Consider the following 16,675-nt stretch of genomic DNA (forward strand, 5'->3'; position numbering starts at 1 on the left):
TGCAAAAAAGGTGCGATTTGTTGTAATGTATAATGTTTGGAATTCAGGAGCATCACCTAACAAAATGCAGGATAATTGTATAAATTGCAGCTCTTTTAGAATGAACACTTTACTTATACTAGAATTCTCTGAATGGCATCCGTTCGTATTGTTCCTTGTACTCTTTCCGACATTTCCTTATTAAAAGATATCGCGATCAGGTCTTATAAAAACCACTACATCTATTTGTGGTACGATGGAGGAGAAGATTATATAGAGCAGAGCTTTGGAGAGGACAGGCTTGCAGAAGAACATGCAGATCCGAATGCGGCCTTCTTTCTGATTTATAAAGAGGACGAATTGGTTGGCTTCCTAAAACTTAATATCGACCAGGCCTTAGAGGGGTATACAGCGCAGGAGAGCCTGGAACTGGAGCGAATTTATTTGCTGAAGAAGGCTTCGGGCAGAGGCATTGGCAGTGAAGTAGTAGCTTTTACAAAAGAATATGCCCGACAGCGTGGCAAAAAGGTAGTCTGGCTAAAAGCAATGGATAGCAGCCACCAAGCCCTCAGGTTCTATATACAGAACGGCTTCGAAATATGCGGTACTTACCACCTCGAGATGCCCCAGATGAAAGAAGAATACAGGGGAATGTATATGATGAAACTTCAGATCTGAAGCGATTTGTTTTATCTGGTTCCGGCAGCTGCCTCAGCCTGATGACCTCAAGGCTACGGAAGCGGATCTTTTTGGTTTTGTTTTAATTTAATATTTTTTACCTTTATTTTTGATAAAATATTAAATTTAATCACCTTTTAATGTAATGTTAATCGGTATTTAATTCGGGTGCCTTTTTTTGTAATGTGGCTTACAGTCTCATTACTCATTCTAAAAGAAGACGCCTGTGAAGAAGATTATAATACCGACAGACCTTACCCTGCACTCACTTAACCTCATTAAATATGCTTTGCACCTGTTAAAAGGAGAAACCTGCCAGATCCTTTTGGTGCACCTGATTCCGCTGCCTGATTCTATCACAGAGTTGCTCATGCTCCCCCGCGATGAGAACAGGCTGGAGAAACCAACCGAAAGCTTTACCAAAGCTTTGGAGCGACTTCAGAAGTCTTACGCTATCGAAATCAACAGCATTCGGGTTTCCCATGTTTACTGTGACAGCTCTCTGCATCTCCAGAATTTCATTGTAAGGAACAAAGTAGAGCTTGTGTTGTGTCCGGTGCCGATTGGGAAGGTGTCGGCAGACGATACAATGCAGTTGTTCAATAACCTGGTGCAGGATGTATCCTGCCCGGTTTTATACGTGCCTGAGTTCTTTGAAATAAATAGGTTTAAAAAGATCGCTTTTGTAGTTGATCCAGATGATCACCAAAGTGCTCTGCCAGATAAGAAACTGGTTAGCCTGCTATGCAAAAACGATTACCATGTTACTTTTCTGGTAGTATTTAAACCCGGCACCGATCTGGAAAACCTGAAGCCGGTGTTTGATAAAGTTTACTCCAGCCAGGTGTTTAGTACCATGAGCTGTTCCATTCATTTGCTACAGGAAGATAACTTAACAACCGGGGTCATTTCATTTATAGATCAGTTCGAAGTCGATCTGCTGGTCACCTGCAAAAAGAAAAGCTTATTGGATTATCTGCCGATCAGGAAAAACAGGCGCCTGAGTCAGAAAGCCATACACTCCAAGGTGCCTTACCTCGCGCTTAAGTAAGGTGTAATACTGCACATTTTGTAGTTACTAAATTTATCTGATTCCCTATGTTGCTAAAAAATAATATTCCTATAGGATATGTATTCGGGAAAATTAAGTTCGAGGTGCTGTTTGTTACAATATACGCCACTATCATAGCTCTCGAAGACAAGTTTTTCCATTTCTTTAACATATCAATTCCATTAAGTGTGCCTATGGTATTAGGCACAGTGCTTTCGTTGCTTCTGGCATTTAAATCGAACCAGGCGTATGACAGGTGGTGGGAGGCCCGCATTGTGTGGGGAGCTATCGTGAACGATTCCAGGTCGTTGATCCGGCAACTCAGCTGCTTTATAGAAGACCCGTATGTTTCGGTAGAGGTAAGAGAGTTTATCGAGCGTTTTACCAACAGGCAGATAGCCTGGTGTTACAGCCTTGGAATGTCTTTGCGGAACTCTATGTCGATTGAAAAAATAAGTAAATATCTGACGGAGGCTGAAATTGCCTATATCTCGAAACACGATAACATCCCGAACGCCTTGTTGGAACTGCATGCCAAAGATCTAAGGTTTGCGCTGCAGGCAGGTTGGCTAAACAAATTTCAACAGGTAGAAATAGATGTTACCCTCACCAAGTTAACCGACTCTATGGGGAAATGTGAGCGAATCAAGAATACGGTTTTCCCGGTTACTTATACCTTATACACTCATTTTGCACTGTTCTTCTTTGTGCTGTTGTTGCCGTTTGCCTTGCTGGAAATTTTCGGCATACTGGAAGTGCTCATGGTTATTGCCATCTCATCGGCTTTCTTCCTGATTGAGAAAATGGCTATTCATTTACAGGATCCTTTCGAAAACAAACCGACAGATACACCAATGACTGCGATAGCCAGAACCATTGAGATAAACCTGAAGCAAATGATTGATGATCAGAATGTGCCGGAAAAGTTAAAACCCCTGGAAAAAGAATACTACCTTTTATAGGTTTCGCCTTTGGTTGCTGATAGTTAAAGTATAACCGGCTCGTGTGTAACGCTAAAGCAGGAATTTCTGCTTAAACAGGCTGTAGCCTGCCTTGTACTGGCTGCTTTTAAAACCTAAACAGTTTTTCTCGTATGAATAGAGAAATAGTCAGGTTTTAAAAGCAGTTTCATTTCTATTCTCTGAAAGTACAAAGCATGGGATACAGCAAGCACAGGAAATTAAATGCCATATTAATCACACTTTTTGCTGTATTTGCCGGTCTGTACTTCGGCGCAAGCTTTCTGGAACCCTTTGCCTTCGCGGCTTTCCTGGCAACGCTGGTTGTCCCTTTTACGAACTGGCTCGAGCAGAAAGGCGCAGGCAGAATGGTATCCTCTCTGATAGGTACTTTTGTTGTGTTTGTGGTTGTAAGCGGCTTTGCCGTGATGCTGTCTTTCCAGTTAAGCCGTTTTCTGGAAGATATTCCGGAAATGCAGGAGGCCGCTGTTGATCTGCTGGAAAAGGTACAGGACTATTTTTATGGCGTAACAGGCATATCGCCCAGTAAACAAACAGAGTTGCTGCGGGAGCGGTCCGACCAAATAACCGGAGCGGTGCAGGAATATCTGACCACCTTTGTCAGCAACACCGCCTTTGCCTCTTTAAAATTTTTACTGGTTATTATTTACCTGTTCCTTTTTCTGCTTAGCAGAGACAAATTTGCGGAGGTGGTGTTAATGTACGCGCCCGGCGAGGAGCAGGATAAAGCAAAAAAGACGCTGGATGAAAGCACTAAAGTCGCTTATCATTACCTGTGGGGCAGGATAAAAGTAATGCTGGCGCTGGCTGCCATGTATATCATTACTTTCTGGGCCTTCGGTACCCCTTATGCTGTGCTGCTTACTATGTTTGGTGCTATCATTACCATTATACCTTACATTGGCCCACTGCTGAGTGGCGTTTTACCGGTTTGCCTTATGCTGGTTTTTACCGACGACTTTAACACGGTGCTACTCTTTGCAGGGGTGGTGCTTGTGGTGCAACTAATTGAGAGCTATGTGCTTGAACCTGTTATCATCGGCTCCGAAATCCGCTTAAGTCCGCTGGCCGTGATTGTGGCCGTTATAATTGGCGGGCAAGTGTGGGGAATGGCAGGCATGATTTTGTTTGTGCCGCTGCTGGCCATTTTCAAAATCATCTCCGATAATGTAGAAAGCCTGCACCCCATTGGCTATTTGCTAGGAAACAAAGAAAGCAAAGAAAACAAGAACGGGCCGGGCATATGGAAGAAAGTAAAGCACTTCTTCCAGGCCAGAACCAGCCATAACAGCCACTAGCCCGGTCGCGTCGGGAACAACGGTGAACTTCTTGAAAATACTGTATTTGTGAATTAATGTACATACATGTATTTTTGTGTAACGTATAAAGTACAGGCGAAGCAGGTATAAAAATGCGACGCGCTTTATAGCTGTTGATTGTTAACTCTCACCTCAGAACAACATGCCTTCTTTGCAGGATTTAAAAATATATACCGATAGCTTAAAAGCTTACTCGCACAAAATGCCAGCCTATTTCTTGGGTCACGGGAGCCCTATGAATGCCCTGGAAGAAAATGAATTTACCCGAACCTGGCAACATATAGGGCAGGACTTGCCAAAACCAAGAGCTATTTTGTGTATCTCGGCGCACTGGGAAACCAAGGGCACCTTTGTTACAGCAATGGAAGCCCCGCGTACCATTCACGATTTTTATGGCTTCCCAAGAGCACTATTCGAGGTGCAGTATCCAGCTGCAGGTAATAAGGAAGTGGCAGAACTGACACAGCAACTGGTTCAGAAAACACAGATTGGGCTCGACCATGAATGGGGCTTCGACCATGGTTCCTGGAGTGTGATCAGGCATATATACCCACAGGCAGATGTGCCCTTGCTACAACTGAGTATCGACTATAGCAAACCGGCTGTCTGGCACTATGAGCTGGCAAAGGAACTCTCGGAGCTGCGCAAAAAAGGAGTGCTTATAATAGGGAGCGGTAATATTGTGCATAACCTTCGTACCATCAATTGGCAACAAAAGGAGGGCGGGTACGATTGGGCAGAGGAAGTGAATGAAAGTGTGAAAAATTTGATTCTGCAGGATAACCACCGGCCGCTACAGCAGTTCGAAAAGTTAGGCTCGGCTGCTGCACTGGCCATTCCTACTCCTGAGCATTATCTGCCTCTGCTTTACACATTAGGTGTTAAAGAGGAAGGAGAGCAGGTTTCGTTCCTGAATGACAAATTGCTCATGGGCTCACTTTCCATGACCTCTGTAAAAGTTGGCTAAAGGTTAAGAGTACACAAGTATGAGGTTCTCAAGCTCTTGTTATCCTGAAAAGAGAATGAAGGGAAAGTAAACCGGCAACATTTTTTTGTGCGTACAAGAATGTTGCACTACCTTACGTATAGTGGAGAGATCAGAAAGTGATATACTTCTGCTGAGGAAGAGGCACCGCTACAGGTAAAGTCCAGGTGTGCTGCATCTTAACACTTTTATCTCTGTTTTAAAAGAGGAAACTAAATTGACTATAACTACCGAACTGGATATACTAATAGTTGGCGGAGGTCCCATCGGCCTGGCCTGTGGCATCGAAGCACAAAAGGCTGGTTTACGCTACGTAATCATTGAAAAGGGCTGCCTGGTGAATTCACTTTTCAATTACCCGCTAAACATGACTTTCTTTTCTACAGCCGATCGGCTTGAAATCGGAGGGCATCCTTTTCCTTCGATTCATGCCAAACCAAACCGTTCGGAAGCGCTGGAGTATTACCGAAGAGTAGCCGATGCCAGGGAACTTCACATCAGGCTATTTGAAGAAGTTACCGCAATTAGCGGAAAGGGGGAAGAAGTGTACACCATCCGGACCAGCAAAGCAGAGTACAGGGCGCGGCACCTCGTTATAGCCACGGGATTTTATGACCTCCCTAACCTGCTGAACATTAAAGGAGAAGAACTGCCTAAAGTAAAGCATTATTATTTCGACCCACACTTTTACTATAAACAAAAAGTGGTTGTAATCGGGGCAAACAATTCTTCTGCCGATGTGGCCCTTGAAACCTGGCGTAAAGGAGCTGAAGTAACTATGGTTATCCGTGAAGCCGAATTGGGGCGCATTAAATACTGGACAAAGCCAGACCTGGAGAACCGTATTGCCGAAGGCTCGATTAAAGCCTACTTTCATTCTAACCTCACCGAAATAAGGGAGCAGGAAGTAGATATACAAACGCCCGAAGGCATAATAACCATAGCCAATGATTATGTAATGGCTATGACGGGGTATAAGCCTGACTTTTCATTATTAAAGCAGGCAGGGGTTACACTTTCGGATGATCAGAAGCTGTACCCGACTTATAACCCTGATACTATGGAAACGAACTTGCCACGTGTATACCTGGCAGGTGTGGTGTGTGGAGGCATGGATACGCATGTGTGGTTTATAGAAAATTCCAGAGAACATGCGGTTAAAATTATGCAGCACATTACAGCTGTTGCGCAGTAGCAGCCTTACTCCCAAGCAATTGTTCAGGCAAATACTATAACCTTTCCCTCTTCCCAGGCAATACATTATCCTGTGCCTTACTCTGCTGGGTACAGGCGTGTCATACTATTATCTTCTAGCTTCTCTAGTTCATAAAAAACAGAACTAACTGAAGTTTTCAAAACCCAAAGCTGATTTTTGAGTAACTCTAAGCTATAGTTCTAACTGCCAAGGCAACGAACACAGAGCGGGAAACTCAAATAATAGCGTCAAGCTATTTTTAAACAATTAGGTCAGAAATCAGTTTGGGCGATAGAAACAGATTTATGCACATGAAAAGTAAGGTAGCAGAAATTGCTGCACAAATGCACAGGTATGCTTTTAGCAGGTCCCGATTTATTATTCTTATCTGTAGTGCTTTGCTTAGTGTTGGGCTGCAGATAGGAGCTACAGCACAGGCCAGGGCGCAAATAAGCGATACACTCCGGCTTACCCTAGAAGAAACAGTGGAAAGCGCCATTTCAGGGAACCCCGATGTACTGCTGGCACAGCTGAGTGTAAAGCGTGCCAACAGCCAGCTCAGAGCCGTAAATGGCGGTTTCCTGCCGCAGGTTGGCATTGATGGCCAGTATACCCGGAACCTGAAGAGGCCTGTTTTCTTCCTGCCTGCCGGTAGTAATTTTCCGGGAGCTGGCGGCGGCGGCTCAGAGGGAGTAACCGTTATTGAAGCCGGATCAGATAACTCGTACCAGTTAGCGGCGCAGGCCAATGTGCCGATCTATAGCCGGGAGCTGATCCTGAACTCAAGAGCTGCTAAAACGGCAGTAAACGTAAATGAACGAGGGCTGGACATCAGCAGGAATGATATTCGCATGCAGGTGAAAAAAGCGTATTATGATGTTTTACTGGCGCAGGAATCGTTGAAGGTGCTGCAGCAAAGCCTGCAGAATGCTCAACGTAATTTTGAAAATACCCGAAACCAGTTTGCCCAGGAGCTGGTGCCGCAGTATGATGTTATCCGATCGGAGGTGCAGGTAGAAAATATCAGACCGGATATTCTGCAGGCAGAAAACAGCCTGGAAGCGGCCACCAGTAACCTAAAATTGCTGGCCAACATACCCGATGAGATTCCGGTTGTACTGGTGCAAACACTACAGGAGTTTTTGAATAGCAGTAATACAGAACTGCTTACCTCCTTTGGTGTAGAAAACAACCCTAGCCTGAAACAACTCGATGTGCAGGAGATGCTGCAGGAGCAGCAGGTACAGGTGCAGCAATCAAGCTATTTTCCGTCAGTTTCAGCTTTTGGTAACTATGCGTATCAGTCGCAGGCAAATAATTTCAACTTCAGGGAGTACCTGTGGGTGCGAACATCCGGCGTAGGCTTGCAGCTAAGTGTGCCTGTTTTCCAGGGGTTCGTGCGTTCCCGCCAGATAGAGCAGGCCAAACTGGACCTGGAGCAGGTACAGATCCAGAAACAGTACATGAGCAAATCGCTGACCATTCAGGCCAAAAACGCATTAAACAGGGTGAAAAGAGCAAGGGCAGCACTGGCAGCACAGGAAAAGAATATAGCGCAGGCACAAAAGGGTTTTGAAATTGCGCAGGTAAGCTACAGGAGCGGTGTTGGTACGTTTATCGATGCCAACGATGCAGAACTGGCGCTCACGCAGTCGCGGCTGAGTTATTTAGAAGTGGTGTATGAATATTTAAATGCAATAGCCGATTTCGAACAATTAACCGGAGGTAATGGAACAGGCAACTAACGTATCAGGGAGAACAATAAAGAAAATTTACCGCGGCTTAGCGGGGTATGCGCTACTGGCACTTTTGCTGAACGCTTGCGGTGGCAACGAACAACAAGCCCAAACGCAGGAGAAGGCAGAAGCTGAACAGGCCGTTGCGGTGGAAGCCCAAGTTATACAGGTACAGACGCTGCCTCAGCAGATCAGCTATACAGGAAATATTGAACCCTGGGAACAGGCTCTTATTGCAGGCCAAACAGGTGTCAGGATAGACCGAATACATGTGCAGGAGGGAGACCAGGTAAGAAAGGGGCAGGTGCTGGCGACCATGAATTCAACTCAGTTGAACCAGGCCAAAACACAGCTCGATCTGGCAAGGCGAAATGTTACCCGCCTCGATACTTTATATCGCATTGGCTCTGTATCTGGGCAGCAGTTTGATCAGGCCCAGACAGAGTATCAGAATGCGCTGAGCAATTACAACAACCTGGCACAGAATACCCGCCTTACGGCCAACTTTAACGGTGTGATAACAGGTAAATACTTTACTTCAGGCGAAATCTTTTCGCCCTCTGCCGATGCGCCCGCTATCTTGTCTATGATGCAGATTGATCCTGTAAAAGTAACCATTCGTGTAGGTGAGGCATATTTTACAAGAGTGAATGAAGGAATGCAGGCAACCGTGCTTTCAGATGTGTACCCGGACCAGGAGTTTACAGGACAGGTATACCGGAAATCGCCTACAATCGACAGAGGCAGCCGCACTTTTCAGACGGAAATACGCATCGATAACAAAGACAGGAGGTTGCGCCCCGGTATGTTTGCCCGTGTAACCTTAAACCTGGGAGAAGCAGAAGGTATTTACATTCCGACCTCTGCTGTTGTCAACCAGCAAGGTACGACCAACCAGTTTGTATATGTGGTGGAGGGTGATCGTGTTCGACGTACGGCTGTGGAGACAGGTAACCGCTACGAAGAACTGATTCAGATACAGTCTGGGCTTGAGGCAGGGCAACGCATCGTAACGGAAGGTATGGGTAAGCTGAACGAAGGCTCCCTGGTAAGAATCATGAATAATCCCGGACAGGTTTCTGAACAGTAAGCATTAGCAGCATGAACATATTTAAATTAGCCATATTCCGTCCTGTTGCCACCATTATGGTGTTTCTGGCCCTGATGGTGTTTGGCGTATACTCTACTTTAAATCTGCCTGTAGATCTGTTTCCGGAAATAGATCCGCCTATTATTACCGTTATTTCAACTTACCAGGGTGCAGGTGCCCTGGAGGTGGAGCAGAACGTAACGCGGCAACTCGAAGACCAGTTCAGTACGCTGAACGATCTCGATGAAATCACCTCCAGTTCGGTAGATAATTTATCGATCATTACCATTGAATTTGACTGGAACGCAAACCTGGATGAGGCCTCCAATAACATTCGGGATGCCTTGAGCAGGGCACAGCCGCTGCTGCCCGACGATGTAGATGAGCCGGTGATTTATCGGTTCAATGCCAGTAGCATTCCTGTTATCACCCTCGCGGCCACGGCAAAAGAAAGTTATCCTAACCTGAGGCAGATACTCGACAACCAACTGGTAACGCCTCTCAACAGGATTCCGGGAGTAGGTGCTGTAAATATACAGGGAGGGCCAGTCCGCGAAATCCAGATCAACATAGATCCGCAGCGCATGCGTGCTTATGGGGTAGACATAAACCAGATATCGCAGGCACTCAGCAACGAGAACCTGGTTATTCCGGCCGGTGATATTACCGTTGGTCGGCAGCAGTACAACGTGCGGATAGATGCAGAGTTTAAAACGGTGGAGGAGATAAACCAGATCGTGGTGAGGAACACGCCACAGGGCGGTATTATTTATGTGCAGGATGTAGCCGAGGTACGCGATGCTATTAACGAAGAGAATCGCCTGGAAGTGGTAAACGGGGGCAACGCAATTACCATATCGGTGCAGAAGCAGAACAATGCCAATACCGTGGAGGTAGCCAAGCAGGTGCTGGCAAGGCTGCCGGAGCTGGAGCGTACGCTTCCGCCTGATGTAAAAATACAGACGGTGGTAGATACTTCCCGCTACATCGTGAATTCTGTAAACAACTTATCGGAAGTGCTGATTTATGCCGTTGTGTTTGTGGTGCTAGTTGTATTTATATTTCTTCGGAAATGGCGGGCAACTTTTATTGTGGCGCTTACCATTCCTTTTTCGCTTATCGGCGCCTTTATCTATCTCTCAATTACGGGCAATACGTTAAACCTTATCTCGCTTTCCTCGCTTTCCATAGCTTTGGGCATGGTGGTAGACGATGCCATTGTGGTGCTCGAAAACATTACCACTTACATTGAAAGAGGTACCAAGCCCAGGGAAGCAGCCTTGTACGGCACCAACGAAGTAGGTGTGGCAGTGGTTGCTACTACGCTCACTGTTGTTGCTGTATTCCTTCCGCTCACCTTCCTGACCGGTATGACTGGTATCTGGTTTGGGCAGTTGGGTGCCATTGTGGTGGTAACTATTGTTATTTCTACGCTAGCAGCCCTTACACTTATCCCGATGATGTCTTCTAAACTTTTTAAGGAAAAGAAAAAAGACAACAAACTCCGCAACAGTTTCCGGCACAAACTCGACCGGAGTGTGGAAAATGTATTGGGCCGCATGGACAGAGGTTATAAAAACATTTTAGGATGGTCGCTTACGCACAAGGCGCTGGTTGTTGTGCTGGCAGTTGTTTTGTTTGTGGGGTCGCTGCTTCTGGTGCCGAGAATCGGAACAGAGTTCATGCCGCAGGCTGATAACGCCCGGCTCATGATCACGCTGGAATTACCAACGGGCCGCAGCCCGCAGAGCGCACTGCCAACTATCGAAAAGGTGGAGGCTATCTTTAAGGAGCATGTGCCGGAACTGGAAATAATTTCTTCGGGCATAGGTTCCAGTACACAAGGTGGCGGAAGTATTATGGGCGGTGCAAGTACAGGCTCTAATATCATCGATATTAATGCATCGCTGGTGCCAGTCGACCAGCGCGACAGAACTGTTTTTGAGATTGCGGAAGTGCTGCGGGAGAAGTTCCGGGATATTCCGGAAATCATCGATTTTTCTGTTAGCACGCAGGGCGGACCTAGTGCCGGAGCGCCTGTTGCTATAAATATTATCGGCAACGACCTGGAGCAGATTTCCGGAATAGCAGACAGAATTGTTGCCCGGCTGGAGCAGATTGAAGGGGTAAGAAATGCCAGTGTAGACCGTGGCGATCCGCAGCCCGCCCTGCAAATTGACCTGGACCGGAACCGGCTGGCTCCCTTAGGGCTGAACACCGGAGCAGTAGGACAGAGCATCCGTAGTATGATTGCCGGCCAGACTGCTACCGAGTACCGGGAGCAAGGCGAGGAGTTTGATGTGGTTGTCCGTTACGGTGCTCCTTTCAGGCAGAGTATAGAGGATGTTAGGCGAATGACCATTACCACACCGGATGGGAACCTGGTAGAAGTTGGTTCGCTTGGCGAAGTGCGTGAAATCTTTACACCACCCAATATTGAGCGCATAGGGCGGGAACGTGCTGTAGGCGTAACCGCAGATTTGCTGGAAACACCTTTAAACGTGGTAACGGCACAAATGGAAGACTTTATTCAGAATGAGCTGGATGTGCCTTCGGGAGTGGAAATTGAGTTTGGCGGAGACATTGAAGAGCAGCAGGATGCCTTCGGGGATTTGTTCCTGCTGCTGGGGCTCAGTATTATTTTAGTATACATTGTAATGGCTGCCCAGTTCGAGTCGCTGAAAGATCCCTTTATTATTATGTTCTCACTGCCTTTTGCCTTTACGGGTGTGATGCTGGCCCTGGTATTTACCAACACCAAACTTAGTGTGATTGCATTTGTGGGAGGCATTATACTAGTGGGTATAGTGGTGAAAAACGCCATCGTATTGGTAGACTACATTCAGTTGCTCCGTGGCAGAGGGCTGTCGCTGTTCGATTCTATAGTGGAGTCAGGTGCTTCCAGGCTGCGCCCTGTGCTCATGACTACGCTTACCACTTTGCTAGCCATGGTTCCACTGGCTATCAGCAAGGGCGAAGGCTCCGAAACCTGGAAACCAATGGCCGTGGCAGTAATCGGAGGTTTGACCTTTTCCACGCTTATCACGCTGGTTTTTGTACCTGTGATGTATGCTATTTTCCACCGCAAACGCAAGCATAAGGTGAGTTTGCTGGCAGGCTAGTTTTAATGTGCTGATTCTCTAATGTGCTAATTGGATGAGGAGATTTGAAATATGGAGATTTGAAGATGGTGTGGGAGGTGTTTGAGTTCATTAAGCGCAAAGAGCGAGTAAAGATGTTAGGTAATGAAGGAGCAGTAAAAGCATAATTTCTAATTCGAAAAAAATGAAGGGTATCATGATTGTATTCAACCAGGCTTTATCGGAGGAGATTGTAAGCCTGCTGGATGAGGTGGCGATCAGGGGCTTTACGAAGTTTAACGATTTGCAGGGGCGGGGCTCTTTGGAAGGAGAACCCCGCATGGGCACCCATACCTGGCCTGCGTTAAACAATGCCATTCTTTCTGTGGCACCGGATGATAAAGCAGATAAGCTGATTTCCAGGTTAAAAGAAATTAACGCTGCCTCAGAAGAGCAGGGGCTAAAGGCTTTCAGCTGGCGGGTAGAAGTGGCGGTGGAGTAGTGCTACTCCACCGCAATACTTTTCCTTTGCACTGTATGGGCGCTAAAATAGCCTAAAGCACCTCCTGTAATGTTGCTGACAGGGTTACCCGGAGCTGCAGCATTCTGGCCAATCGTTTGGCTTAAACTATAGAAATAGGTATAAACAGGGCTATCGATAGACTGCATCTCAACCTCTATCTGATCTCCGGTTTTTATGTCGTCGTCTTCGTTTTCGGTAAAATAGCGCAACGATCTTTTCACCTGTCTGCCATCTGTATACTGGTCGGTGTAGGCATAAATCACGTTTACTCTCCTGCCACTCACAGTAAGCAGGAACCGGTAATAATTAGGTTCACCGGCAGGATCGGTAAAAACAGCATAGGGCACTTTGCGGGCTTCTCCGAAGGTGCTTTGTTCTTCTATATACAGATCTTCGAAAGGAACAAGAGCAGGCATGGTAGAGGTGGCGGTAAATCTTTCTTCTCCAATGAGAACGTTTAAAAAGTAGCTTCGCCCTGGCACGCCCGGCACGATAGAGCCTGTATATATGCCCGGGCTATGTTCCTGTAGTGTCTCCATATTTCCTGCATTATCCGAAACAAGAACAACAGCACCGGTAACTCCTTCAAAAGTATTGTCTTCATCAAAGTTTTTAGTGCGGGTAATCCGAATCTGGTACGGACCTGCTTCATCTGTAATGCTGCCTTCTATCACATAGCGGGGAGAGGCATCATTCAGGTTAACTTCTATTACCTGCTCACAGGCGCTCAACAGCTGCATAAGCAGGGCAGCCAGAAGCAACAGGATCAGGTAACGCATCCGGTATAGTTTCATGGTGAGTAGCTTAATCAAAATCTGAAGTTGTAAGAAACGGAAGGAATCATTTTAAACAGCGCCACCTGGTATGCTTCTGTTCTGCTCGGGTCGTTTTCGTTTTCCCTGAAATTAATGAGGAAGGCATTTTCCCGGCCATAGGCATTGTAAATACTAATAGCCAGTTCAGAAGAAAACTTAGGTGTGTCTTGTAGCTTTTTGGTAGCGCCTAAGTCTAAGCGGTGGTAAGCGGGCATGCGGTAACCATTACGTTCTGTATAGTAAAATACCACCTGATCGGCTACGCGATACTTGCCGCTTGGGAAAGTAACTGCATTGCCCGTATTGTATACCCAGTTTCCGGAAAGGGTCCAGGTGGGGGTAAGCTGGTAAATGCCTACCAAGGCTATGTCGTGGGTGCGGTCCTGCCTGGCAGGGTACCAGCTGTTGTTGTTGATGCCGTTGATCAGGCGCTCGGAGCGGGACAAGGTATAGCCTAACCAGCCGCTGAGCCTGCCGCTTGTTTTCTTTAAGAAAAACTCTATGCCGTAGGCTCTGCCTTCACCAAAGAGCAGCTCTGCTTCAACCACTTCGCTGTTGGTAATATTAGCTCCGTCTTTATAATCGATCTGGTTCTGCATGGCCTTATAATAGCTTTCCACGCTGAACTCGAACAGGTTATCAGAAAAATTTCTGAAGTACCCCAGCGACACCTGGTCAGCTATACCCGGCTTGATATTATTTGAGCTTGAGACCCATCTATCGGTTGGGCTGGAGGTGGTGGAGTTAGACAGCATGTGCAGGTATTGGGTGGTGCGGGCATAAGAGGCTTTTAGCGATGAGGTCTCGCTCAGCTGATAGGCACCTGACAAGCGCGGCTCCAGGTTCAGGTATGTTTGCACATGTTCGCCTCGGTCGTAGCTGGCAACGTCTGTTACTTCACGGTTACTGTTTAAGGTATAAAAGTCGCCTTTGCCTAATATGCTGAAGGCTGAAATACGCAAACCGTAGATCAGGCTAAGCCTGTTAGTGGCAGTCCAGGTGTTGGTAAAATAAGCTGCATTTTCCAGGGAATATCGTTGCTGCAACTCACTTGAGTTAATGTTGGCTTCTCCTGTAACCGTTATCTCGCCTGGAACGACAGTATGATAGATGGCATTTACGCCAAACTTCATGGAGTTCCTGGGGTTTGGGAAAAATTCAAACTCCTGTTTCAGGTTCAAGTCGCGGATGCGGGAGGTAATATCAAAATTGTTGTTATTGGTACTGATCCCAATTTTGTAGCTGTAGTCGCTAAAGATCAGGGAGGTATTCGAGAATAAACGGTCGCTTACCAAATGGCTCCAGCGTAAGGTGCCGGTCGCGTTTCCCCAATCAATGCCAAACTGATCGCGGAAGCCCAGATTGTCGCGACCGAAGTAGCCTGACACGAACAGCCTGTCTTTCTCAGATAAAGTATAGCTAAGCTTTGCATTCAGATCGTAGAAATACAAGGAGCTGCTTTTAAGATCCTCGTCACCGCTAAGCTTTAAAAACATGTCGGCATAGGTTCTGCGGGCGCTGATCAGGAAAGAAGACTTGTCTTTTTGTATCGGCCCCTCCAGGTTAAGCTTTGCCGATATAAGGCCGATGCCGCCACTTACATGGTAGTCTTGGGTGCTGCCGTCGTTCATTTTAATATCCAGCACCGAAGAGAGCCGGCCACCGTAATCGGCTGGCATACCGCCTTTGTACACGGTTACATCTTTAATAGCATCGGAATTAAACGTTGAGAAGAAACCCAGCAGGTGAGAAGCATTATACACAGGTGCGTCGTCTAGCAGGATCAGGTTCTGGTCTGCGCCACCGCCTCTAACATAAAAGCCTGCATTACCATCACCTGCCGATTTAATGCCTGGTGTAAGCTGCACCGATTTCAGCACATCCCGCTCACCCATCAGCACGGGAAGGAGGTTGATTTCACGCATATCCAGCTTTTCAACACCGGCCTGCGGACTCCGCACATTCTGGTCGGCACGGGAGGAAGTAACGACTACTTCGTTTAGCTGCCTGCTCTGTTGCTCCAGCAGGATGTTTAGTCGGGTATTGTTATTCAGTTCTACTTGTCTTTGCTGCTGTTCATAGCCTACATAATCTATGAGCAATGTATAAGTGGCTGCCGGAAGAGTAAGCGAGAAATTACCGAATTCATTGGTGGCAGCACCGGTACCACTCAGTTCAGCCACACGCACAGTAGCGCCAATAAGCGTTTCGCCGCTGGCTTTGTCTTTAATGGCGCCGCTGATGGTATACCTGGTGCTTTGCGCCAGTGCATCGGGCACCGGCAGGTTAAAACACAGCAGGCAAAGAAGATGCGCTATAAGTACGGAAGTCTTACGCTGAAAGAATGGTGTAGGGGGCATTTGTAAAGTTTTGCTAGTTCTGATTTATTTGAACTCACTGATTTTAATTTTCCAACGATCTCAGGTTGTATCCTGATATAAAAGCTGGGTTAAAAAAATATTATATTTTGTATGTTATTGAACTATAGCTTTTTATACAATCTTTTTGCAGCAATCACGATGTCTTGTACCTCCATAACAGGTTTCTCATAGCCATTGTTTACAACTTGTATCATGGCCAGCCCTAATTCTTTTAGTGTGGATACATACTTTGGAAATAAAGCCCGAAGTGGGGAGTATAGCCAGTTTATTGCAAAATAAAATTTCCAGGTATTTTTGAGTCCTTGGGTAGGCTTCATGAATCCTGGTCGAAAAGCATATACTTGTCTGAAAGGTAACTGGCGCAGGTGGTTTTCTGTTTTGCCTTTTACACGTGCCCACATCAAGCGTCCTTTTTCTGTGCCATCGGTTCCGGCACCAGATACATAGCAAAAAGTCATTTCGGGATTCAGCTTTGCCAGCGTCTCCGCTACATGCATGGTCAGGTCGTAGGTAACGCGGTGGTAGTCTTTCTCATTCATCCCGATGGAGGACGTGCCGAGGCAGAAAAAGCAGGCATTGTAGGGCTGTAGCTGAGTTTCTATAGCCGAGAGGTTGTAAAAGTTATGGTGAATGATTTCCTTTAGTTTAGGGTGTGTGATACCGCAGGGCCTTCTGTTGATTACCAGCACCTGTTCTACATCGGGGTGATGCAGGCATTCATGTAATACACCTTCGCCCACCATACCAGTGGCTCCCGTTATAATGGCTGTTATTTTCATGTGTTATGGATGAATGTTCAGGAGTAAATGCTGTTCAGCAGGTATAAAAACTATGAAGGAGAGCGGTGGATGATACCAGGCATT

At 46.5% G+C, this 16,675-nt stretch carries 13 protein-coding genes; 10 read left to right on the forward strand and 3 right to left on the reverse strand.

The features are described 5' to 3' along the window. Window positions 1-132: 132 nt before the first annotated feature. The 10 genes from C1N53_RS01990 to C1N53_RS02035 all read left to right on the forward strand — a co-directional run bounded on the left by C1N53_RS01990 (window position 133) and on the right by C1N53_RS02035 (window position 12,595). Window positions 133-657, forward strand: a complete 525-nt coding sequence (locus C1N53_RS01990; protein ID WP_137757733.1) for a GNAT family N-acetyltransferase — start codon at window positions 133-135, stop codon at window positions 655-657. Between the two features lie 226 nt (window positions 658-883). After that, a complete protein-coding gene (locus C1N53_RS01995) occupies window positions 884-1,708 on the forward strand; it encodes a universal stress protein (RefSeq protein ID WP_137757734.1) in 825 nt (274 codons plus the stop codon). 47 nt (window positions 1,709-1,755) lie between these two features. Then, window positions 1,756-2,670, forward strand: a complete 915-nt coding sequence (locus C1N53_RS02000) for a bestrophin family protein (protein ID WP_137757735.1) — start codon at window positions 1,756-1,758, stop codon at window positions 2,668-2,670. A 194-nt stretch (window positions 2,671-2,864) separates the two neighbouring features. Continuing rightward, entirely contained in the window at window positions 2,865-3,986 is a 1,122-nt protein-coding gene (locus C1N53_RS02005) for an AI-2E family transporter (protein WP_137757736.1), read from the forward strand. A gap of 223 nt (window positions 3,987-4,209) precedes the next feature. Beyond that, on the forward strand, window positions 4,210-4,974 hold the full coding sequence (gene ygiD, locus C1N53_RS02010; protein ID WP_240773355.1) for a 4,5-DOPA dioxygenase extradiol: 765 nt from the start codon (window positions 4,210-4,212) through the stop codon (window positions 4,972-4,974). A 241-nt stretch (window positions 4,975-5,215) separates the two neighbouring features. Next, window positions 5,216-6,187, forward strand: coding sequence for a YpdA family putative bacillithiol disulfide reductase (locus tag C1N53_RS02015; RefSeq protein WP_137761345.1), 972 nt, complete (start codon window positions 5,216-5,218; stop codon window positions 6,185-6,187). Between the two features lie 311 nt (window positions 6,188-6,498). Continuing rightward, complete coding sequence (locus C1N53_RS02020; protein WP_168193934.1) at window positions 6,499-7,932, forward strand: TolC family protein; 1,434 nt, start codon at window positions 6,499-6,501, stop codon at window positions 7,930-7,932. After that, window positions 7,916-9,013, forward strand: coding sequence for an efflux RND transporter periplasmic adaptor subunit (locus tag C1N53_RS02025; RefSeq protein WP_137757739.1), 1,098 nt, complete (start codon window positions 7,916-7,918; stop codon window positions 9,011-9,013). The genes C1N53_RS02020 and C1N53_RS02025 overlap by 17 nt, the downstream gene beginning before the upstream one ends. Before the next feature lie 11 nt (window positions 9,014-9,024). Then, entirely contained in the window at window positions 9,025-12,135 is a 3,111-nt protein-coding gene (locus C1N53_RS02030) for an efflux RND transporter permease subunit (protein WP_137757740.1), read from the forward strand. A gap of 175 nt (window positions 12,136-12,310) precedes the next feature. Then, entirely contained in the window at window positions 12,311-12,595 is a 285-nt protein-coding gene (locus C1N53_RS02035) for a PG0541 family transporter-associated protein (RefSeq protein ID WP_137757741.1), read from the forward strand. A 2-nt stretch (window positions 12,596-12,597) separates the two neighbouring features. On the opposite strand, the gene C1N53_RS02040 is transcribed toward C1N53_RS02035, so the two are convergent. The 3 genes from C1N53_RS02040 to C1N53_RS02050 all read right to left on the reverse strand — a co-directional run bounded on the left by C1N53_RS02040 (window position 12,598) and on the right by C1N53_RS02050 (window position 16,591). Beyond that, window positions 12,598-13,410, reverse strand: coding sequence for a DUF4249 domain-containing protein (locus C1N53_RS02040; protein ID WP_137757742.1), 813 nt, complete (start codon window positions 13,408-13,410; stop codon window positions 12,598-12,600). Between the two features lie 14 nt (window positions 13,411-13,424). Then, on the reverse strand, window positions 13,425-15,791 hold the full coding sequence (locus C1N53_RS02045; RefSeq protein WP_137757743.1) for a TonB-dependent receptor: 2,367 nt from the start codon (window positions 15,789-15,791) through the stop codon (window positions 13,425-13,427). A 122-nt stretch (window positions 15,792-15,913) separates the two neighbouring features. Next, window positions 15,914-16,591 carry an NAD-dependent epimerase/dehydratase family protein gene (locus C1N53_RS02050; protein ID WP_137757744.1) on the reverse strand — a complete coding sequence of 226 codons (678 nt, stop codon included), beginning with the start codon at window positions 16,589-16,591 and terminating at the stop codon, window positions 15,914-15,916. Window positions 16,592-16,675 lie beyond the last annotated feature (84 nt).

The sequence above is a fragment of the Pontibacter sp. SGAir0037 genome, from assembly GCF_005491705.1.
Classification (GTDB): Bacteria; Bacteroidota; Bacteroidia; order Cytophagales; family Hymenobacteraceae; genus Pontibacter.

Bases quoted from the DNA above. Each gene is read 5' to 3' on its own strand.
- C1N53_RS01990 (WP_137757733.1), top strand. From the start codon at position 133: ATGGCATCCGTTCGTATTGTTCCTTGTACTCTTTCCGACATTTCCTTA.
- C1N53_RS02000 (WP_137757735.1), top strand. From the start codon at position 1,756: ATGTTGCTAAAAAATAATATTCCTATAGGATATGTATTCGGGAAAATT.
- C1N53_RS02005 (WP_137757736.1), top strand. From the start codon at position 2,865: ATGGGATACAGCAAGCACAGGAAATTAAATGCCATATTAATCACACTT.
- ygiD (WP_240773355.1), top strand. From the start codon at position 4,210: ATGCCAGCCTATTTCTTGGGTCACGGGAGCCCTATGAATGCCCTGGAA.
- C1N53_RS02020 (WP_168193934.1), top strand. From the start codon at position 6,499: ATGAAAAGTAAGGTAGCAGAAATTGCTGCACAAATGCACAGGTATGCT.
- C1N53_RS02025 (WP_137757739.1), top strand. From the start codon at position 7,916: ATGGAACAGGCAACTAACGTATCAGGGAGAACAATAAAGAAAATTTAC.
- C1N53_RS02030 (WP_137757740.1), top strand. From the start codon at position 9,025: ATGAACATATTTAAATTAGCCATATTCCGTCCTGTTGCCACCATTATG.
- C1N53_RS02035 (WP_137757741.1), top strand. From the start codon at position 12,311: ATGATTGTATTCAACCAGGCTTTATCGGAGGAGATTGTAAGCCTGCTG.
- C1N53_RS02040 (WP_137757742.1), bottom strand. From the start codon at position 13,410: ATGAAACTATACCGGATGCGTTACCTGATCCTGTTGCTTCTGGCTGCC.
- C1N53_RS02045 (WP_137757743.1), bottom strand. From the start codon at position 15,791: ATGCCCCCTACACCATTCTTTCAGCGTAAGACTTCCGTACTTATAGCG.
- C1N53_RS02050 (WP_137757744.1), bottom strand. From the start codon at position 16,591: ATGAAAATAACAGCCATTATAACGGGAGCCACTGGTATGGTGGGCGAA.